Source organism: Westiellopsis prolifica IICB1 (assembly GCF_004323185.1).
In the GTDB taxonomy this organism is placed as follows: Bacteria; Cyanobacteriota; Cyanobacteriia; order Cyanobacteriales; family Nostocaceae; genus Pelatocladus; species Pelatocladus prolificus_A.
Genome location: NZ_NAPS01000001.1, coordinates 2,113,733 through 2,135,531 on the forward strand (window position 1 = coordinate 2,113,733; position 21,799 = coordinate 2,135,531).

Annotated in this window: 18 protein-coding genes; 8 read left to right on the forward strand and 10 right to left on the reverse strand. The window is 39.3% G+C overall.

Annotation, left to right across the window (positions count from 1 at the left end; all coding sequences use genetic code 11):
- Positions 1-110 precede the first annotated feature (110 nt).
- The gene (locus B4U84_RS08985) at positions 111-932 is read right to left on the reverse strand and encodes a SirB1 family protein (protein ID WP_017313704.1); all 822 of its coding nucleotides are present in this window, start codon (positions 930-932) and stop codon (positions 111-113) included.
- A gap of 489 nt (positions 933-1,421) precedes the next feature.
- On the opposite strand from B4U84_RS08985, the gene B4U84_RS08990 reads away from it, so the two are divergent.
- The 8 genes from B4U84_RS08990 to B4U84_RS09025 all read left to right on the forward strand — a co-directional run bounded on the left by B4U84_RS08990 (position 1,422) and on the right by B4U84_RS09025 (position 11,655).
- The gene (locus B4U84_RS08990; RefSeq protein ID WP_131117087.1) at positions 1,422-2,945 is read left to right on the forward strand and encodes a sensor histidine kinase; all 1,524 of its coding nucleotides are present in this window, start codon (positions 1,422-1,424) and stop codon (positions 2,943-2,945) included.
- A gap of 7 nt (positions 2,946-2,952) precedes the next feature.
- Positions 2,953-3,630: a response regulator transcription factor gene (locus B4U84_RS08995; RefSeq protein WP_044447553.1), complete on the forward strand. Its 678-nt coding sequence runs from the start codon at positions 2,953-2,955 to the stop codon at positions 3,628-3,630.
- Positions 3,631-3,910: 280 nt separating this feature from the next.
- Positions 3,911-5,131, forward strand: a complete 1,221-nt coding sequence (locus B4U84_RS09000) for a glycosyltransferase family protein (protein WP_131117089.1) — start codon at positions 3,911-3,913, stop codon at positions 5,129-5,131.
- A 76-nt stretch (positions 5,132-5,207) separates the two neighbouring features.
- Positions 5,208-6,392 carry a glycosyltransferase family protein gene (locus B4U84_RS09005; RefSeq protein ID WP_131117094.1) on the forward strand — a complete coding sequence of 395 codons (1,185 nt, stop codon included), beginning with the start codon at positions 5,208-5,210 and terminating at the stop codon, positions 6,390-6,392.
- A 62-nt stretch (positions 6,393-6,454) separates the two neighbouring features.
- Positions 6,455-7,804 (forward strand): glycosyltransferase, encoded by a 1,350-nt coding sequence (locus B4U84_RS09010; RefSeq protein ID WP_131117097.1) that lies wholly within the window; start codon positions 6,455-6,457, stop codon positions 7,802-7,804.
- A 10-nt stretch (positions 7,805-7,814) separates the two neighbouring features.
- Positions 7,815-8,828, forward strand: a complete 1,014-nt coding sequence (locus B4U84_RS09015; RefSeq protein ID WP_044447545.1) for a glycosyltransferase family 2 protein — start codon at positions 7,815-7,817, stop codon at positions 8,826-8,828.
- A 97-nt stretch (positions 8,829-8,925) separates the two neighbouring features.
- Positions 8,926-10,761 carry an ABC transporter ATP-binding protein gene (locus B4U84_RS09020; protein ID WP_131117099.1) on the forward strand — a complete coding sequence of 612 codons (1,836 nt, stop codon included), beginning with the start codon at positions 8,926-8,928 and terminating at the stop codon, positions 10,759-10,761.
- Between the two features lie 495 nt (positions 10,762-11,256).
- Positions 11,257-11,655, forward strand: coding sequence for a type II toxin-antitoxin system death-on-curing family toxin (locus B4U84_RS09025; protein WP_131117102.1), 399 nt, complete (start codon positions 11,257-11,259; stop codon positions 11,653-11,655).
- Positions 11,656-11,736: 81 nt separating this feature from the next.
- On the opposite strand, the gene B4U84_RS09030 is transcribed toward B4U84_RS09025, so the two are convergent.
- From B4U84_RS09030 to B4U84_RS09070, 9 genes are all read right to left on the reverse strand, one after another.
- On the reverse strand, positions 11,737-13,152 hold the full coding sequence (locus B4U84_RS09030; protein WP_131117105.1) for a DUF1802 family protein: 1,416 nt from the start codon (positions 13,150-13,152) through the stop codon (positions 11,737-11,739).
- Positions 13,145-15,010 (reverse strand): P-loop NTPase fold protein, encoded by a 1,866-nt coding sequence (locus B4U84_RS09035; RefSeq protein WP_131117108.1) that lies wholly within the window; start codon positions 15,008-15,010, stop codon positions 13,145-13,147. The genes B4U84_RS09030 and B4U84_RS09035 overlap by 8 nt, the downstream gene beginning before the upstream one ends.
- Positions 15,011-15,077: 67 nt before the next feature.
- Positions 15,078-15,746: a hypothetical protein gene (locus B4U84_RS09040; RefSeq protein ID WP_131117112.1), complete on the reverse strand. Its 669-nt coding sequence runs from the start codon at positions 15,744-15,746 to the stop codon at positions 15,078-15,080.
- Between the two features lie 211 nt (positions 15,747-15,957).
- Positions 15,958-16,935 carry a malate dehydrogenase gene (gene mdh / locus B4U84_RS09045; RefSeq protein ID WP_044447535.1) on the reverse strand — a complete coding sequence of 326 codons (978 nt, stop codon included), beginning with the start codon at positions 16,933-16,935 and terminating at the stop codon, positions 15,958-15,960.
- 18 nt (positions 16,936-16,953) lie between these two features.
- A complete protein-coding gene (locus tag B4U84_RS09050) occupies positions 16,954-17,169 on the reverse strand; it encodes an NAD(P)H-quinone oxidoreductase subunit O (protein WP_017313691.1) in 216 nt (71 codons plus the stop codon).
- Between the two features lie 85 nt (positions 17,170-17,254).
- Positions 17,255-18,097 carry a DNA-formamidopyrimidine glycosylase gene (locus tag B4U84_RS09055; RefSeq protein ID WP_131117115.1) on the reverse strand — a complete coding sequence of 281 codons (843 nt, stop codon included), beginning with the start codon at positions 18,095-18,097 and terminating at the stop codon, positions 17,255-17,257.
- Between the two features lie 171 nt (positions 18,098-18,268).
- Positions 18,269-18,487, reverse strand: a complete 219-nt coding sequence (locus tag B4U84_RS09060; RefSeq protein ID WP_017313689.1) for a photosystem I reaction center subunit IV — start codon at positions 18,485-18,487, stop codon at positions 18,269-18,271.
- 94 nt (positions 18,488-18,581) lie between these two features.
- Positions 18,582-19,919 carry an RNA-guided endonuclease InsQ/TnpB family protein gene (locus B4U84_RS09065; protein ID WP_207390914.1) on the reverse strand — a complete coding sequence of 446 codons (1,338 nt, stop codon included), beginning with the start codon at positions 19,917-19,919 and terminating at the stop codon, positions 18,582-18,584.
- Between the two features lie 404 nt (positions 19,920-20,323).
- Positions 20,324-21,595: a tetratricopeptide repeat protein gene (locus tag B4U84_RS09070; RefSeq protein ID WP_131117121.1), complete on the reverse strand. Its 1,272-nt coding sequence runs from the start codon at positions 21,593-21,595 to the stop codon at positions 20,324-20,326.
- Between the last annotated feature and the right edge of the window lie 204 nt (positions 21,596-21,799).

A 21,799-nucleotide genomic window follows, 5' to 3' on the forward strand; every position in this document is an offset into this window, starting at 1 on the left:
ATTGGGGATTGGGGATAGGGGATAGGGGATTGGGGAGCGGGAAGGGGGACACGGGAAAGATGAGGAAAAAACAATCCAAAATCTAAAATCTAAAATCCAAAATTCGATGACTATTCTCTTCCTAGCTGAGTTAACAGGCGTCGAATCATGTATGCATCTTGGGCTTCTGGGGTTTTGACTAGATAGGTTTCTAAGTCGTTGGCTGCTTGGGAAAAGCGACCGAGTTGATAACATAAAAGACCGCGATCGCGTAATTCTAAGGCAAAACCAGGAAATAATAATAATATTCTCTCTACTGCTGCTAAGGCTTTTTCTAGTTCCTGTTTGTTCAAGTAGATATATTTGAGATTTGTCAACATCCTGGCCAAAATTTGTTTATTTGTGACTGCGGCTAAAAATTCTGGTTGTAAAGTCACGGGATGTTGATAGATTTGAGTCAATTTTTCTTGACAATCTTGGGGAAATAAAACCTCGCCGTTATTAAAGGTATCAACAAAAATTTCAATGTCAGAAATGTCAGGACGAATGAGGAAGTGTCCTGGCATTCCTATACCTACCATGGGAAAATCAACTCGTCGGGCAATTTCTACATATATTAGTGCCAAAGTGATTGGAATTCCCAAACGGCGATCGATCACATCATTTAAATAGCTGTTGCGGGGATCATAATATTCTTGTTTATTTCCCGCAAATCCTAAATCGTTATAGAGATATTGATTAATAGTCTGGATAATTCGCAAAGGATAACGTTCTGTTGGGAGGTGCTCCTCTAATTCTGCTGCCATTGTATCCAGACTATTGATATATTCTTCTGGGTCTAGGTCGGGATATTCTTCTTGAGCAATATATAAAGCTGTTCTTGCTAAATCTATATACTCATCAGGCTGCTGAATTTCCTGGTAAAAATATTGCCGCGCTGACGAGATATTCATAAGCTTATGCCGAGTATGGGTTTACAGTTTAGATGTGAGATTGTCAAGTGTTAAGAGACTTTTGGCAAAAGATAGGAAAAGGGTGACAAGTAAAGGCTTATGATAAATCACGCAAAGAGGGCATGGAAATCTAAATATTCTTACACCCTTGTACAGACGAGATGTTCCTCGCGTCTCTACTCACACCCTTACACCCCTAAACCTTACACCTATTTTCAAAACAGATGTAAAGATACTTATATTTAATATTAAAGATATTGGCAAGATTTGCAAACATTTTGATACATAAAAATCAATAATAAATATCTATCTAAAGTATGAAAATGAGGAACTAAGAACCAAGTAAATAAGGAATATAGTGCGCCCTTGGAGGTTCTCACCATTGCAGCGCCTACTATGCAGTGACTTGTACCTGATTTAGGAGTGGAAGAGTAACCACTGACCAACAAATATTTGAGTTTGCTTGTCGTTTATTTTTAGTTCATACAAATGACTCCAATTATAAATAAAGAACAAGATACGGCAAAAAACAAATTTTTTCATCCCACTAGAGGAATTTTTTGGGCAGTACGGACTCGCATTCTCTTCTGGTATATCTTATTTATGATTTTCATCTTTATTATCTTTATTCCAATCTTTCGTCAGGTTCTGTATGCAAGGGTAGATACAAGAGTTCGTAGAGAACTGGCAGAAAAGATGGAAACATTTAAAAAACTCATATACGAAAAAGATGGGGAAGTACGAAAGGAAATTGAGGAGTTTGGAAATATAGAGGTAGATGAAAAACTAGAGCCTCCATCTTCTGAAAAAGAATTAAAAGACTTTTTTGATGTTTTTCTATCTCGCCAGCTACCAGAAGATGATACCCATTTGATTGCTTTTGTCAATGGAAATTTTTACAAGTCTAGTCCTAGTGCTAGACCAGATCCCTTAGCAAAAAACTCAAGGTTAATGAGGCGTTGGGCAAAACAAACCCAATCAGAACAAGGAGAACAACAAGTTTTCCAAAAAAATGTAGGTAGTATAGTTTACATTACTGAACCAGTCAAAATAAACGGAAAAATTCTAGGGGTATTTGTAGTTGCCCATTCTACAGCAGGTGAACGCGCAGAGGTTGTAGAAGCTGTCACTGTAATTGTACAAACAGGAAGTATCGTTTTATTTATCGCTTCCCTGTTTGCTTGGTTAGTTTCAGGAAGAATTTTAGCTCCTTTGCGTTTGCTGACGGTGACTACTCGCTCTATTAGTGAATCTGATTTGAATCAACGCTTACCAGTCAAAGGTAAGGGTGAAATTGCAGAGTTAGCTATTACCTTTAACGAGATGATGGATCGTCTGGAAGCAGCTTTTACCAGTCAACGCAACTTTATTAATGATGCGGGACACGAACTCCGCACACCAATTACTATCATCCGAGGACACCTAGAATTGATGGGTAATGACCCTGAGGAAGTACAGGAAACTGTAACACTGGTACTCGATGAATTAGATCGCATGAGTCGATTTGTGGAAGATTTGATTTTGCTAGCAAAAGCAGAACGTCCAGATTTTCTACAGTTGGAAACAGTTGATGTAAATTTGCTTACACAGGAATTATTTATGAAAGCACAAGCACTAGCAAATCGTAATTGGCAGCTAGATGCTATTTCTAAAGGCAAAATTATAGCAGATCGACATAGGCTGACTCAGGCAGTTATGAATCTGGCACAAAATGCCACTCAGCATACACTACCAAATGATACGATCTATATCGGAGTAGCAATTAACCGTGGCAAAGTGCGTTTTTGGGTTAAAGATACAGGGATTGGCATTGCGAAAGCTGATCAAAAACGAATTTTTGCACGTTTTGCTCGTGCCACAAATAGCCGTCGCAAATCAGAAGGCGCAGGATTAGGATTATCAATTGTGAAAGCGATCGCCGAAGCCCATCATGGTTCCGTAAAACTTCGTAGTCGATTAGGTTTCGGTTCGACTTTTACTATAGTTTTACCAGTGGAACCACCAACGGAGTGAGTGTCTGATGCATCGTATTCTCATTGCTGAAGATGAACCTCGTATAGGATCTTTTCTAGAAAAAGGTTTACGATCTCATGGTTTTACTACTGCACTTGCTGCGGATGGTAATGAAGTCATACTCATGGTTCAAAATGGCGAATTTGACCTACTGATCTTGGATTTAGGGTTACCTGGAAGAGATGGTTTAGAAATCTTAGAAGAATTGCGTGGACAGGGCGAAAGATTACCGGTTATTATTTTGACTGCTCGCGATGACATCAAAGATAAAATAGCAGGATTAGACAAAGGTGCTGACGACTATGTCACAAAGCCATTTCGCTTTGAAGAACTATTAGCCAGAGTCCGAGTGAGATTGCGTAATACTACTTTGTCTCCAATTAATAATGACACGATCATCACAGTTGGTAATCTAGTCCTAGACTTACGTACTCGTAAAATCAAAGTGGGCGATCGCACCATCGATCTACCAGCACGGGAATTTACCCTAGCAGAAACCTTTTTCCGTCATCCAGGACAAGTCCTAAGTCGAGAACAACTGTTAGATCGAGTTTGGGGTTTTGATTATAACCCTGGTTCTAATATTGTGGATGTGTATGTAGGTTATCTACGTAAAAAGTTGGGTAGCGAATTAATTGAAACTGTTAGAGGTATGGGTTATCGATTGGTGATTGATGGTCATTAGTTATTGGTCATTGGTAGAGACGCGATAAATCGTGTCTGTACAATAGTTATTGGTCATTGCTAGAGACGCGATTTATCGCGTCTGTACAAATAGTTATTGGTTATTGATCAAGTGTCATTGGTCTGTGAGTTGATAAATAACGACCAGTAATCATGAAAGTTTTCTCATCAAGTATTCATACACAATTCATCGGTAGTTGTGAAACTGTGTATATAAGAGTTTTTTCGCTTTAATCAGAGCGATCGCACTGTTCAGAGAAATACAAACATGAGGTCGAACAATGAGACTTTTGGTTTATTCTCATGACACTTTCGGCCTGGGTAATATTCGCAGAATGTTGGCAATTTGCGAACATCTCTTGAGTGAAATTCAGGAACTCTCGATTTTGCTGCTATCTGGTTCGCCGATGTTACACGGGTTTCGACTACCACAAGGACTTGATTACATTAAGCTTCCTTGTCTTAACCGAGGGGAAACGGACAACCTCGCTGTCAAATACTTGGGTACAGACATTGATGAAACAGTAAAGATGCGAGCAGATTTGATTCTATCAGCAGCCGTTAATTATAAGCCGGATTTGCTGCTGGTAGATAAAAAACCCTACGGTATCAAAAATGAACTTGCTCCTACTTTAGATTACTTGCAAGCTAAGTTACCACAAACTCACTTTGTACTCCTACTAAGAGATATTCTCGACACTCCAGCAAAAACGATCGCACAGTGGCACAAAGATGGTTACTACGAAGCGATCCAAAAATTTTATCACCTGTTGCTGATTGTAGGGATGCCAGAGGTGTTTAATCTACCGCAGGAATATCAGTTTCCAGCTGCGGTTATCCAGAAAACACACTTTTGTGGTTATATCCGGAAACCACCGGGACGCAAGCAACCTGACACAATTCGGGATGAGTTACAGCTAACCCCCGATGACAAACTCGTATTAGTCACCCCCGGAGGAGGGGAAGACGGTTTCCAGCTAATTGATACCTATCTTGCAAGCTTGAAGTTGCTGAGGGATAAACAACACATCAAAAGTCTAATTATTTGTGGTCCCCAGATGCCAACACAACATAGACAAGCATTGTATCAAACGGCGAAGAATTATCCACAAGTGCAGATGGGTGAATTTACTGATGACTTGATGAGTTATGTAGCAGTCGCGGATGTGGTGGTATCAATGGCTGGTTACAACACAATCTGTGAAATTTTTTCTGCAAGTAAACCTGCTGTAGTTGTACCGCGAATTAAACCTTCTCAAGAACAATTTATGCGATCGCAAAGAATGTATCAACTTGGTTGCTTTGAAACAATTCATCCTGATGAACTCACACCAGCAATTTTAATGCAAAAAGTGCAAAAACAATTAGCAAATCCTCAAGTTAATAATAACGTTGAATTAGGTGGTTTGGATAGGATTAGCACCATATTTAGAAATATTTTTACAAGTAACAATACTTTTGATAAGCGAAATTTTTCATCTCCAGAAATCATATTTATATAAAAAATAGCTTTAAAATGCTTGTTATTTTAATCAAGTTGGATTTATTTTTATAAACTTATCAATTTGGGGGAATAATATGAAAAAAATAATGTTCTACTGCCAACATATTTTAGGTATGGGTCATCTCGTGCGTAGCATGGAGATTGTACGCGGTCTAACCAATGATTTTCAAATTTGTTTTATCAATGGCGGTGAAGTAATTCCAGATTTTCAAATTCCTTCTGGTATTGAAGTCATCAATCTCCCAGCAATTAAAACAGACTCAGATTTTAAAGAATTACAAGTAGTAGATCATGCTTTTACACTTACAGAAGTTCAAGAAATCAGAAAACAATTGCTGCTATCAATTTTCGACGAGCTTCAGCCAGATATTTTAATGATCGAATTATTTCCTTTTGGCAGAAGACGTTTTTCATTTGAATTAATTCCTTTATTAGAAAAAGTCCAATCAAGTCAACACTCTACTAAAGTCGTTTGTAGCTTGCGAGATATTGTTGTCACCAAACAAAATCAGACAAAACATGAAGAAAAAATCTGTAAGTTAATCAATCAATATTTTGATTTACTATTGGTTCATGGTGATCCAAATTTTGTAGAATTAGAAGAAAGTTTTTCTCGAAAAAAAGACCTGAGATGTCAAGTTTATTACACGGGATATGTAGTGCAAAAACCATTAGAAAATCCTGTTTTCAGTGACAGAGATAAAGAAATACTTGAATCTAAGCAACCTTTGATATTAGTCAGTGTTGGTGGTGGCAGATTTGGTCATGAATTACTAGATTGTGTAGCCAAAACTGCTCCTTTATTAGAGAAACAAATACCTCATAAAATTCAAGTATTCACTGGTCCATTTATACCAGATGAAAAATTGAATGAATTGCAAAAACTAGCAGCAGATAGGCAAAATCTTAGTATTAGTAAATATACACCTTATTTACTGAACTACATGCAAAAAGCAGACTTGTCTATCAGCATGTCTGGCTATAATACAACGCTAAACATTTTGACAACTGGTGTAAAAGCGATGATTCTTCCTTTTACGGGTAACAATGACCAAGAACAATATATGAGAGCTACAAAATTAGGTGAATTAGGAATTGTCAAAGTAATTTCACCTTGGGATTTACAACCGGATATTTTTGCTTGGAAGATAGTTAATTATTTGGATAAAGCAAAGCATATGATTCAATTTAATTTTAATGGTGTGGAAAATACAGCTAACATTTTGAATAATTTTGCCTACAGACAAAAAATTGCTTAGTTTGAGCATCGCTAAATCACAGAAACATTAAGGGCGCATAAAATAGGAATTTTGAGAAAATCATGAATAAAAAAAGGGTTTGTATTACAACATTAGAATATCCACCAGATGTCGGTGGTGTTGGTGAGTCGGTGTATCGTATTGCTCAAATGTTAATTATCAGTGGTTATGAAGTTCATGTTGCGGTTTTTCGCTCTAAACAACGGCTATCTTCTAATGGATGTGTGAGACGAGCAAGTTGCAAAACGATACTTCAAAATGGAGTATTTGTACACCGAATTAAATCATCTGTACGTCATGAAATACAAGAAATTCAAGATTTTTTGAGTGATGTTTATTTTCAATTAAAAAATTTACATCAAAAATATAATTTTGATTTATTTCATGCATTTTTTATCAATGAAACCGGATACGTGACCACACTTTTTGCCAAAGAACATGAATTACCGATGATCAATAGTGTTCGGGGTGCTGACTTACACAAACATATTTTTAATCCGAAAAACCATGCTCAAATAGCCTGGGTGTTAGAAAACTCAGATTGGGTGACATTTGTTAGTCGAGACTTACAGAAAAGAGCAAATGCGATCGCTCCCAGTATTAAATTAAAATCTTCTGCTTTTTGGAACTCAATTGCACCGATTAATTTTACTAAATTACTTACTCCTCCTCTACTGCAAGAATTATCGGGAATTGTTATCGGTTCTAGTGGTAGATTTCGCGACAAGAAGGGTATAGAATTTCTGCTTGATGCTTGTGATGAGTTAAGCAAAGAAATAAATTTGACATTGTTGCTGATTGGTAACTTTGTTGAGAAAGAACAAAAATACTGGCAAAAAGAATTAAAACAATGTGGTTTGGGTTCTCGTCTTCGCATAACAGGTATTACGACTCGCCAAGAAGCTTTAGCCTATTTACCATACTTGGATATTTTTGCTATTCCCTCACTTACAGATGGATGTCCAAATGCACTTCTAGAAGCGATGTTAGCTGGTTGTGCAATTGTTGGTACTAGAGTAGATGCTATTGGTGAAATTATTGAAGATGGCGTAAATGGTTTACTAGTTAACCCCGGTAGTAGCGCAGAACTAAAAACAGCACTGCAATCTCTAGCGACTCAACCACAGTTGCGTCAACAGCTAGGTACAGCAGCAAAAATTAAAGCAAAACAACAACTTCATTCATCTATAGAACAGCAAAATTGGCTCAATATTTATCAACAAGTTTTAGGGATTGGGGGTCGGGGATCAGGGATCGGGGATTGGGGATTCTCCAGAGGAGACGCTACGCGAACGGGGATTGGGGATTGGGGGTCGGGGATTGGGGATCAGGGATCGGGGATTGGGGGTCGGGGATTGGGGACAAGGGAGACAAGGGAAGGGGGACAAGGGAGACAACTAACTACTAATTAAATAAATAATTATGCACAAACCAAAAGTTACTATTATTGTTTCCCAGCGTGAGCGTTTTAGCTATACTCGCGAATCACTGGAGAGTATCTACGAACATACTCACATACCTTTTTCTCTAGTTTATGTAGATGGTAATTCTCCGTCTGAGATCGAGTCCTATCTTTATGAACAGACACGGGAGAAAGAATTTGATTTGATTCGTACTGACTATTACCTTTCACCTAATCAAGCTCGTAACCTGGGTTTACATCAAGTTAATACTGAGTATGTGGTATTTATCGATAATGATGTGATTGTCACTCCCGGTTGGCTAGATCATTTACTCCTATGTGCTGAAGAAACAAAAGCGACTGTTGTTTGTCCCCTTACTTGCATTGGAAAACCTTTGGGAGAAACGATTCACTTAGCAGGTGGTGAAGCACACATTATTGTTGAAACCCAGGAAAATAACGAAGTCAAGCGCAAAGTACATGAAAAACACTACTTTGTTAACCGTAAAGTTGCTGAGGTAGGCGAACAATTGCACCGTCAACAGTGCGAGTTTGGGGAATTTCACTGTATGCTAGTCCGCACTGAAATTTTTGACCGCATTGGGTTGTTAGATGAGGGATTGCTGAGTACACGGGAACATATTGATTTTTGTTTGACTGTAACTTACGCTGGAGGCACAATTTACTGTGAACCCGCTTCAGTAGTTACCTATGTTCCAGGATTGAAGTTGCAATTACCTGAACTTTTCTTCTTTATGCTGCGCTGGAGTGATGCTTGGGAAACCGCTAGTTTAGAACACTTTGCCCAAAAATGGCAATTGACAACTAACGATAAATATTTCAAAAAACGCTACAAGCGCCTGGGACATCGTCGCCACCAAGCATTCTTAAAACCCCTACTGCATCGTCTCACCTGGGGAACAAGCCCGTTATGGTTTGAAAAATGGGCGATTTTGCTTGAAAAAAAGTTAAATCGATATATTAGCGATCGCTCACCGATAGACACAAATAGCAATACTGCTTGGATAAGATAAATCGATTGACATTTAAACTCTTTAGAGACGCGTTCGCTTTTAGCGTTCCCCCAGGGTAATTTCGCGTCTCTACAACTTCAAGGAGGTAAACAAAAAAATGGCGCGTCCTGATCGCAAAAGTTTGAGGGCAGCCTTACCAGGGATTATACGGATTTTGCGGCGATTTTCACCCCAAATTCACAAACAGAAATACTTGCTGATAGTATCGTTTGTGGCACTGATGGCAGAAATTTTTTTACACTTACTTGAACCCTGGCCGCTAAAGTTTATTTTTGACTATATCCTTCTACCCGGTTTTCAAACTAAGGCTTTGGGTATTCCCTTCATTGATGGACTTAGTCCTTTTGTCCTACTGACTGTTCTCACTTTCGCATTAGTTGCGATCGCTGTCCTGCGTGCTACTGCTGCTTACTTCAGTGTTGTGGGTATGTCCCTCGCTGCAACTAATGTGCTTACGGAAATTCGCGCCGATCTCTACAGTCATTTGCAACGTCTTTCTCTATCTTTCCACCACAAAGCTAAGAGTGGCGATCTGATTACTCGCGTTACTTCTGATATTGACAGACTACGGGAAGTGACAGTGATGGCTGTTATGCCCCTAATTGCTCACTCTTTAACTTTAGTCGGGATGATCGGCGTCATGTTCTGGCTGCATTGGGAACTAGCACTGATTGCGATCGCTGTGTTTCCCCTATTTGTATTTTCTACCATGCGCCTGACAAAACGTATCCGCCAGGTTGTACGAGAACAACGCCAACGCGAAGGATCAATGGCTGCAACCGCCGCCGAATCTATCGGTGCAATCAAGATCGTCCAGGCGCTTTCTTTGCAAGATATGTGGGAGAATACTTTTTTCAGCCATAATCGTCAAAGTTTAAAAGACAGTGCCAAAGCCCAACGATTAGCAGCAGGTTTAGAACGGATGGTGGAGTTGTTAGTCGGGGTTTCTATTGCTTTGGTGTTATGGCGAGGAGTGCAGTTAGTGTTGAGACAATCTCTCACCCCTGGGGATTTGTTGGTATTTGTCAACTATCTCCGCATTGCCTTTAAACCGATGCGCCAGCTTGCCAAATATACCGGGCAAATTGCCAAAGCAACCGCTTCCGGCGAACGTGTGTTGGATGTGTTAGATACTGTACCTGATATCCGTGATGCCCGTGGAGCAATTGACGCGCCGCCTTTTCAGGGAACTGTGCAGTTTGACAATGTTTACTTTGCTTATGAATCAAGAAAAAGTATATTAAATAACATTAATTTTAATATTGATCCTGGTCAACACGTAGCCTTAGTCGGTGTTTCTGGAGGTGGTAAATCTACTTTAGTCAGTCTATTGTTGCGCCTCTACGATCCCCTAGAAGGTAGAATTTTGGTTGATGGACATGACCTACGAGAATATAAACTGCATTCTCTGCGGCAACAAATTAGTGTGGTGTTACAAGAGAGTATTCTGTTTGCTGCTAGTATCAGAGATAACATTGCCTATGGTTGTTTACAAGCTTCTGATCAAGAGATCGAGCAAGCTGCTCGTTTAGCAAATGCTCACGACTTTATTATGGAGTTGCCCCAAGGTTACAATACCATCTTGGGTGAAAGAGGGGCGACTCTTTCTGGTGGACAAAGACAAAGAATTGCGATCGCGCGTGCTGCGGTACGTCAAGCTCCCATCGTCATTTTAGATGAACCCACCACAGGTTTAGACCAAGCAAACGAACACGCTGTCAATGAAGCATTGGAGCGCTTGACCAAAGGACGCACGACTTTTTTAATTTCCCACAATCTGAAATCAGTTGTACAGGCTGATTTAATTTTTTATATCGAAGCTGGGAAAATTCTTGAGGAAGGTACTCATGCAGAATTAATGCGTCTGGGTGGACGCTATGCAGCGATGTACGCTCTCCAGTCTACGATGTCGAAAATGGGTGTAGGAGTGTAGAAGAAAGAGCTTTTTTGATCTTTGGTATGATTTTGGGCAAAACTGTATTAATTTTTTTCTCTTGCTTTACGAAAAAGCATCAAGATGAAGTGTATCTCATAAATATGTGAAATGGCATGGCTCCGCTCTCTCTGCTGCTCTGTGGGGAGAGCAATTTTTTTATACTGGCCTAAAGCTAGAGAAACTGTTAAAACTGTACCAGGAGAGTGGTGCGAGCTTAATTAGGTGAGATATATTGAATTTGGGATAAATACATTAAAGCCATAACCATCGGCTTGCTGCTATTATGCAAACCTTGAGACTTCGTAAGATCGGAAACAGTTTGAGATTGGTATCAGCTAGGAGAAGATTGCTTTTAGTTGTGGGACATTCTCGTAATGTTCAAGTACCCCGTAATTTTAAAGCAGCACCTCGCAAATCTCAATTTGAAAAGGCTATGGAAGCTTATAGGCAAGTAAGTAGTAAGTATAGGAACGCACTTCGTGAGCTAGCTAAGTGAATGATATTTTTTGGTTGAGTGAGGAAGTCATTAAAGCTATGCACGAAGAACAACTAGCAGAACACGGCGGACTTCCAGGTATAAGAGACAGAAATCTGCTTTTAGCTAGTTTAGATAGACCTAAAAATTTATTTGCCTATGGTGAACCTACACCAAGTATTTTTGATTTAGCGGCTGCTTATGCTTTTGCATTTGCAAAGAATCATGCATTTGTGGACGGTAATAAAAGGGTAGCTTTCGTTTCGATGGCTACCTTTCTTGTATTAAACGGGTATTCTTTAGAAGTACCAGAAGATGAAGTTGTATTAATGATAAAAAGACTTTCAACCGATAAAGAGACTCAAGAATCAATAGCAGATTGGGTTAAAGAAAATTGTATTAAAATCAGCCATTAAGGGCTAAAGCTACAGAAGCTGTTAATTGCTATCAAAGTTTGGAAGATAGCGATCGCTCTTGCAATCAATTCCCTCAATTCCTCACAGATCACTGGTTATGATTGGTAAGTCACGCAGGAAATAAAAGCGATCGCTCTTCGAGTCATTTCCCTTTATTCGTCCCAAGTAACCTGTTAAGGGTGATGAGAGTTCAATGAGAATTTCGTGCATTTCTTCAATTTTTAGTAGTTGTGGTGGTTTAGAAGCAAAATAAACACCATATAATGTCTCAACTCCGGTGTCATCTGAATTTGTGTTTTCCAGATAAGTTTTGACAAGCTGGACAAGGTGCGATCGCAGACTAATTTCTCTGTTAACTTGCTCTATATATTTTTCAACTTCCTGATCAGACTGACCTGCTTTTAAATACTGTTTGAGCTTAAATAAGTCTATTGAGTTTTGATAATTACTTTGTAGTTTTACAAGCTTCTCTAATGTTTCTGGGTTAATAATAGCCATATCATGTACTTTTGCAGCATCTTGCAGTTGAATTGTTGGTTCACCAGGGCCAATAATTAATTTGGTTGCTTGTTTGAATACTTCTTGACTTTTTAAACGTAGTGTTCCCAAATTCAATAGTTGTACTGCGGTATCGTTGGGAATTTTTTTACCAGCTTTGCATTCTCCAACTAAAGAATAAGGCTGTGAGCAAAATATGTCTATCCCACCAGCACCACCTTTATGAAAATAATCAACTGTAAAGCCTAAATATTCTAGACTCTGACGAACTATGTTTTCAAAATCTGTTCCAGCTTGGTAGTTGCTTTTACCTTCGTCTTGTTGTTTACTGCGATTACCCAAACCAGCAATATTATTGATCCAAGTTAAATGTGAATCTGCTTTGATGTTAGGCGATTTACTACCCCAACCCAAAAATACTTTAATATCTTCTTCTAATGCTTTAGCTGCTGAGTTAGTGATTGCTAAATAGGCTAAACTACTCTGTAATTCTTCCAATTCAGGATGTAGTGGTGGTTCGAGTTTTTCAAGTTGATGTTTGCGTTTAATGAAAATGCGATCGCTCAACACAGGATTTGCATCAGTAACGCTCAAAGGTTGTGGTAGAGCAACAAACTGACTGTTTTGCTTATGTTTAACAGGAACTTCAATAGCTTTTGGCAGTTGATAAACTCGTAAATATGCGAGAAATATGTTTTGTTTTTGTGCGAGTATGCTTTGTAAAGCTTGTTGAGTCCAAATCGTGAGTGAAGATAAAGCAGCGAATGATTCGGTTTGATAGATGCTTTGACATAGTTCGCACCTTGCCCAAGCTTTAACTTGAATTGTCTCAGAAATTGAAAGAGGTGTTTGTAACTCTTCTTGATGACAAAGTGCAAATTCTCGCCCTGGATAAATAAATTTATCTGATATAGCTGCAATCATGCACCCTTGTAATAAAGCTTCAATTTCTGGTGCAGGTAAGCGTAAAGCGGTACTGAGCATAACATAATTACTCATTATTAAAAAATATGCTTGTCTCTACTGCGTTATCAATGATTGGTGAATTGACTATATAATTGTTAGTTTCTTCATCAATAGCATCCTCCGGAATTTGTCCTGATGGATCGCTGAGAATTTCACGAATAAGATAATTATCAATTGCTATTCGCTTTTGGCGAATAAAATCTAAAATTTGTTCTTCGCTTAATTCATCATCTTCACGACCTCTCATGACAAAATGAACGGCTAAAAGCGGTTTGAGATCTTCAGGTTTCAATAACACCCATTCACCACCAAGTTGCTCAGATAAAAGTTGACTTAAGTACTTTTGTGCTACATTCGCACTTTTATTAATTTGCTTTGATCTCACTAAACAACCACGACTTAAATCAAATTCTTGATAGCGAATTAAGCGCTTTAATGTAGCTTGAATTATTCTACCTCCAGAATCTTGTAGAACTGATACACCAATTTTGACATCTTTATCATTTTCTTTGCCTAATATCTTGAAATCAATAAAACCTCTATCTACTGCTTTCGACTTAACATCAACAACTTCTTCCACTTTTACATTTTCTATAGTCTCTCTAATTACCGCAGAAAAGCCTAACCTGAGAGCTTGAGCAATGATTACTTTATCCTCCATATAATCTTGAATAGTGTTTTCTAATGCATTTATTTGTTGTTCGTAAACAGCCTCTACAGGATGTTTTTGACGGTTAGTATCGTCCGAAATTTTAAAATTGTCAGCACACCATTGCAAAACTTTTCTCACAATAGGTCTTTCCTTACCTAAAGCTCTAAGTTTATCTTCATCAAAAGGATAAACAGGATGAGGAGGGGTTAATTCCTTTTCTTGATAAAAATCTTTTAGCCATCCAGAAACTAAAGCAACAACATCATCAGGATTTAGAGGTTTTAAATCAATAACCTTTTCCCCAATTCTGTCTACAACAGCTTCAGCATAAGGTATTTTTTTCACCTGGTGAGTCCATGTTTCAGGATATACAGAAGTTAGTAAAATACCCTTTTTAAGTTTGTCGTATAAATCTTTAGCAAAAATAGCAGTAACTTGTGATCCAGTGAAACCTGCATCATTACATCCTGCGTTTTCCATTTCATCAAAACAAATTACTATCGGTTTATAGTCACTAATTAAGTCGAGAATTTGTCTGATTGTGTTGAATGATTCGGCTTCTTGATCTTTCATGCTGACATTTGCTAAACCCATTGCATCAACTTTTGACTGTGGTAAGTTTTTCCCAGATAGCCAGTTAATCGCAAAAACTTCATAACCTGGATCAGGAGATAATGTCCATAAAATTGCGGTGAGGATGTCAGGATTTTCAATATCAAGTTTGATACCAAGTAGCCTATCCCGCAATAATTCAATTATTTTAGGATTTTTAGCTAATGCTCCTCGAAATTGATTGACTAAATGCTGAGGTTCATAGTTTTTTTGGTAAGCTTCATTAAGTAAAGCAGCCGCTAGTTCTCGCCATTGACTAACACCTTTACTCCCTAATTGTTTGAGGCTATTTGCTAGAGTACTTAAAAATTCTGTTGTAATGCGGTTTAAGTCATTACATTGGCTCATGTAGACAAATAATGCACTTCCATCAGCTTGTAACTGATGCCGAATCCGACTGATAACATGGCTTTTACCTAAACCTTTTTCGGCTGTAATCGTGATACCTACAACTTGTCGTTGCCCGCAACGAACTTTTTCAATTGCTTGATAAACAGCATCGGAAGCATGAGCATTGATGAATGGAACATCAGGAAAACCTTGTCCCCAAATATTATGAATTCTAACTACTAAACGTCCTTCAAATGGGTTATAGTTTTTGATGGTTTGAATTAAGTCGTTAGACATGAAATCTTATAGTGCAGTAAGTAATTGTGTAAGAAGAGTTAGCAAGAAACGAACAAAATTGTTTGGATTATTTCAAACGCTTGGCATAGCAACGCAGTCCACTAATTTCAGTAGTTATTGAGTCTTCAAGTTTTGCTGGATCGCTATCTGGCAAACTACCACCTTGGAGTTGCAAAATATCCTTCTCTTGCATTTCCAACATCCACTCATTGAAATGCTCACGACTGACTCGTTCTCCGACTTCTCTTCTAATCCGATAAATTGGTACTAAATTATCTAGGCTATAGTTGCTGTTCAGCTTGTCATAGACTTCCAAAGCAACTTTCTCAAACTCTTCGTAAGATTTAACTTCACTTTTTACCCCATTAACTGGTACATTTGCACCAGTATTATCCATCTCTCGTATCCACTTCAGCAGCGCATTTGCAGTTTTTGCTCCTATATTAGATTCATACTTAAACACAGGGTTTTTAAGTCCCTCATCTAGCATCTGTAAACCCTTATTTGTCAGAAAAACAGTCTCTGCTTTGTTTTTCTTTGCTATTTTGATAACTTCTGCTTTTTCTAATTCCTGCAAGATACCTTTGTAATCTCCACTTTTTTCACTACTGCGTTTGGCTCGCTCTACTACTTCTGTTCTCTTAACTTCCTGCTTCTTTCCTCCCAAGTCCCACAAAGCCAAAAGTATACGAGTTTGTGCTTGGGTAACTTCTAAATGATGATTTAGTGATTTCATATTGAGTGTTAGAAATTACTCTTAAATTTTAAATAAATATATAGTTGCTTGATGATAACCTTGCTGAAAATTTATGTTAACTTTAGAAAAATAAGTATTAAATAAAAAAACAACATTTACTTTTATACAAAAAACCCCAACTTCTCAAAGAAGCCAGGGGTACAATTTTTATCTTTAACATGCAAAATTTTTCCTCGTCTTCACCCCAAGATTATTGCGCCGCCATCAAAATTTCCTGCGCCCGTTGAATATTTTTCCGCACCGACTCCGCCGATTTATGAAGAGCAGCCGTTTCCTGCTCACTGAGATTCAACTCTAATACACTTTCAATTCCACCACATCCCAACCGACAGGGAACACCGATCGCCACATTTTCTAAACCGTATTCTCCCTGAAGAGTCACAGTTACAGGTAACAAACGCGACTGATTTAATAAAATTGATTCCACCATCATGCAAGTAGCAGAGGCTGGAGCAAAAAATGCACCACCTGTGTGCATCAGTTCGACAATTTCTGCACCACCGTGGCGCGTACGTTCTACTAAACGTTGAATAGTGTCTGTATCTAACAATTCTGTCAGCGGAATACCGTTAACAGTAGCAAAACGCGGCAAGGGAACCATCAAATCACCGTGGCTACCGAGTACCATCGTCTTGACATCACGAGGCAATACTCCCAATTCCATCGCAATGAAAGTTTCAAAGCGAGCCGAATCTAACACGCCTGCCATACCCATAATGCGATCGCGTGGTAATTCCGTAGCTTGCCAAGCCAAATAAGTCATCACATCTAATGGATTGGTGACGACAATAAAAATAGCATCGGGAGAATGAGCGATCGCTTGTTTGGCTGCATCCACAACTATCTTGGCATTCGTCTTTAATAAGTCATCCCGACTCATTCCCGGTTTACGAGGAAATCCTGCCGTAATAACCACAATCTCCGAACCAGTTGTATCGGCATAGTCATTAGTACCGATAATCTGACGGTTATGCATTTCAATTCCCCTCGCCTCCATCAAATCTAGCGCCAATCCCTGGGGCATTCCTTGCACAATGTCCAGCAACACCACATCCGCCAGATTTTTCTCAGCGATGCGTTGGGCAAGGGTACTGCCAACTCTACCAGCACCGATCACGCTGATCCGGGGTGAGTAGCACACAATGGAGGAGGAAGGGGAAGTATACATAAATTTTTACTTAGAATTCTACTTAAACTCTTCTAGTTGATCTAAACGTAACCAAATATTCGGGGTTGGGACTTCGCCAAACTTGACAAAGGCATAATCACCTTTGATATCAACAATTTCGCCTTTACTGTCAAACAAATAATCAGGAAAACGAGTATCGCTAGCTTTTGCTTCTACACTATTTTCCAACTTCTCACGAATCACCCGAACCATATCTCCACGTTTAGCAGGCATATATTCCCCTCTTAAGTGTATCGATTGCTATACAGGATTCTATCTTGGGAAGTGTAGACCTTGCGCTCCTACCAATCACTAAAAACTATCGTTGACATTGCAAACAAAAATGACTTGATCTGCCAGCTAACCTCGTCCGTTGAATTACATTTCCGCAAACACGACAGGCTTCACCAGTACGGTTGTAAACCCATGCTACACCACCGTAATTACCATTTACGCCTTTAACGTTGAGGAAATTACTAAAAGTAGTTCCACCAGCTGCGATGCTGGTTTCCAAGACTTTAATAATTTGCGATCGCAACTGTTCGATTTGTTCTGGCTGCAAATCTACACACATTGTTTCTGGTAATATGCCACTCATAAACAATGCTTCATCGGCGTATATATTACCTAATCCCGCGACTACAGATTGATCGAGTAAAGCAGTTTTTATCGGACGACGCCTGTTTTTGAGTTTCTGGGCGAGATAATCAACTGTAAATTCTGGCGAGAAGGGGTCGGCTGCTAATTTTGCTAAACCCGTAATAATGGTTTCTGGGGCTTGATTTGGTGGTACCCACCACATTTGACCAAAGGTGCGCTGATCGACAAAGCGCAATTCCCATCCATTTTCAAAGAATAATCTGACCCGTGTGTGCTTATGTAAGGGTTCTTCTTGATTCAACCACAACAATTGACCAGTCATGCGGAGATGAACACCCAAATAAGAAGTGTCAGGAGCGCAACTAAGTTCGGCGAGGAGATATTTACCACGACGGTACCAAGTGGCGATCGCACTTCCTTTAATTTCGCTGACAAAATCATCTACTGAAACCGGATAAGCGATCGTGCGATGCAGCAGCACGTCTCCACCCGTGATTTTTTGGTTGAGAGTCAATTGATTTAGACCCCGGCGGACTGTTTCAACTTCAGGCAACTCAGGCATTTAAGCTAATTATTGACAACAAGCATATTGTGACAAGTACTGTGATTTTTTGGCAGACATTAAAATTGGGAGTAGTAAACAGCGAGTATTGAATCAAAGTCTTGACTCTCTACCCTCTGGTACTTACTCCCGAAAATCACCCCATGAAGTTTTTCTGGAAGTTTCTACACTTTAGGCTTTTTTAGCTTTTGCCTTTGGTGCTTCAATCTCTACTAACTCGTCTTGAGCAAAGTTGTTTGTGTTAACGCCAGCATAGTTCACTTTATCAAAGCGAACAATGACTGGGTATCTGATGTTGCTACTTTGCTCAACAGATGCAACAGTTCCTACATCTTGAAACCAGTAGGACTCTGGACGAAGAACACGTACTTTAGAACCACGTTGAACCATGAGTTTCTTCCTTTTTTCTTATCAATTGCCAACGTATTAAGGCTAATTGATTTCACTGTAGCTGAGTAGTGTCTCTCAAAGATTATTTGTTAAGTTATTTGTCTGAATGAACTACCCAGACCTCAACGAAGTAGGTCTGGGTTTCTGAAACCAGACCAGTAGATTTGGATTTTTGACTCTTCTTTGCCCCTAGTTGCCGCATCGATCCAGCTTGCTTGCGTTTACTGGTAGATGTGGTAGAGCTAGGCGACTCTGAGTCTGCGAGGCTCGTTCCAAACCCCGTCAGATTACCTTTAGCCCAGTAAAGCATGACTTCAGCAGCAGCAATATCGCGGTCTTGAACATACCTACAAACACTGCACTCGTGAACTCTGATATCAAGTGTTTTCTTGTGCTGATGACCGCATTTTGGGCAGGTTTGACTAGGCTTTACTTTCTTGGTTGGAACTTCCACAAATACACCACCAATCTGCTCAACTTTGTACTTGATGGTACTGCGTAGCATTCCAAAGCCCACATCTAATATTGACTTATTCAAACCCGCTTTTTGCTTCTTGCGCTTGCCTCTTTTAGCTTTACTAGTCATATTTTTTACTTCTAGCTTTTCAGTAGCAACGAAGCTATTACCGCTTACAATTTCTGCTGCTACTTGATGTACCCAATTTTGACGCTGTAACCCAACTTTGCGGGTTATCTTGCTAACCTTAGCAGTAGCTTTTTTATATCTTCTAGAAGCCTTGATTCTCTTATTTCTATTTGGTGCGCGTTTTCGCCTTTTCTCCTTAGACGCTTTCTTTATCTGCTTTTCAGCATTCCTCAAAAACTTTGGCGCTTCAATTTGTCGATGGTTTTCACCATCAGTAATTGACAATGCCGCTTTACATCCTAAATCTATACCAATTGCACCAGTCGGTAAAACCTTTGGCTTGAGAGCTTGATTTAGAACGTCAACAGTGATAGAGGCGTACCATTTACCATTACGATAAACAATGGTGCAAGTAGTAGGTGTACCCCAGTACTTAGCCTTGCCTCTCATTTGAATCCGTCCAATTTTGGCTAAGGTAATATAACCATTCTCACCATTAGACTCTACGGAATAGCCTGTTTTAGCCGGATAAGTCCATCCTGAATAATGGCGAATAGATTTAAATCTAGGACGTTTACCCAAGCCTTTAAACCAACGCTCAAAAGCAAAATCAACTCGTTTCAGAGTTGCTTGTAGAGCTTGAGAATTGATTTCTTTGTACTCTATCCAAACTTCTTTGAATGCTGGTAAACAATTCTGTTGCTCAAAATAACTAACAGACTGATTGAACTTTTGGTATTGAGTAAATCGATTATTTACAGCAGCATTGTAGAGGTCTTTATGAAGCTTACGGTGATACCCCAAAGATTGCTCTAATTGCTTATTTGGGTATAACCGAAAAGTCATTCGCCTCGTAGCCACTGACTTACTTGCCTCCTTGTTGCCTCTACTGGAGGCGCACCGATTGAAAAAATCAAACAATACATACAATCTCAAGAATCACCCAACGAATAATTGGAAATTGCTCAAATCTTCTCTGCACTGTTTGAACTACGTACCCTTCGGGAAGCAAGCTACAAATACATTTGAGAAGTTTTCACAATTTCCCGCTATTCATCCCTACCTTGCTTCGCTGAAGGTAGGGACTTTCGCGTTACGTTAACAGGCGGTACAACATGGTGACGGCTTTGGCACAACAACGTGATTGGGCGACTTTTGCGGGTGTTCCGCCTGCTTTGAGGCGATTGATATAGCTGCTTAAGGTTTGAGGGACTTCGGTTGAGACGCGGGTCTATTAGCCCCAAATGGTATTACCTACCGCGATCGCGTTCCAAATCATCAATCACTTTTTCTATGTACCATTCTTCTGACATCCCAGGATAGTATCTTTTTGTTTGATCAATTAACCGTTGGGCTATTTCCCAGTATCCCCCGACCAGTCTCAACAAACGTTGTCGTAGCAAGTTATACTTACCTTGTTTTGATTCAATGGTTGGAGACTGGATTTTTTTGAGGTTTTCCAGGACTTGTTCGTAATTTATCCAGTCTTCTTTTTCACAAAATATACTTGCTGCTTGCTGATAATCTGCTATGGCGCGTTGCATTTCTTCCATATGAGCATAGGCAAGACCCCGATTGTAGTAAGCTTGAGGATCATCAGGTTTAATATCTAGGGCTTTAGTATAATCAGTCACCGCACCGAGATAATTACCCATTGCGCGATAAACATTACCTCTGGCAATATAAAGCAGTGCGTCCTGTGGTTGGAGTTGCAGTGCTTGGTTAAAATCCGCGATCGCTCCTTGATGATCTCCTAACTGAGAACGCGCCCTTCCCCGGTTACGATAAACTATCGGATCTTGAAAATTGAGTTGTAGCGCTTGATTAAAATCTGCTATAGCTTCACGATAGTTTCCCTGTTTATAACGCACCACTCCCCGACAGCAATAAGCTTGGGCGTCTTGCGGATCGACTTGTAAAGCCCAGTTTAAATCTTCCAAGGCTTGACGAGTATCTCCTTTTTCAGCTTTTTCCAACAATTGAGTGAAATATTCCTGCGGCGATATGATTCGTGTAGTTGGGGTAGTTGGTTGGTGAACCACAGCAGGAATTGTTTTTGGTTGCAGTTGTTTAATTTTTTCTAAACACAGACGACAATTTTCTTTATCCTTTTGTTGTAAATATAAATCTGCGGCTAACTTAAAATTGGCGATCGCATCTTGAATTCGCCCCAGTTTCCGATACACCACTCCTCGTAAATGATAAGCCTTAGCATAATTGCGATCAAAACGAATCGCTTGATCTGCATCTGCTATAGCTCCGGGTAAATTTTTCAGCACCACCCTAGCCAAAGCGCGATAATAATAAGCCTCAACACTTTCAGGATTTAGTTGCAGAGCTTCTGTATAATCGGAAACAGCTAAGAGAATTTCGCCAGAATCATAATGTGCTAAACCCCGTTGATAAAAAGCATCAGCAAAGTAAGGGTTTATCTCAATCGCATGAGTAAATTCTGCGATCGCCCCAACATAATCTTTTTGCTTCGCTTTTGCTAATCCCTGATTGTAAAAATCATTATTCATATTTGTCATTTGTCATTTGTCATTTGTTATTTGTCACCCTCATGTAAGTAATTATTGCTTTGACGTTTGTTGTGAATATCGCTTCATTCATAAGGAAAAATTTAGCGTTGGTGACAAACTTTAATTTTTTCTACGAATAAAACAATGTTAATAAGGAACGTTAATAGGTTGGTGACAAACCTTATTTTTTTTCTATGAATAAAA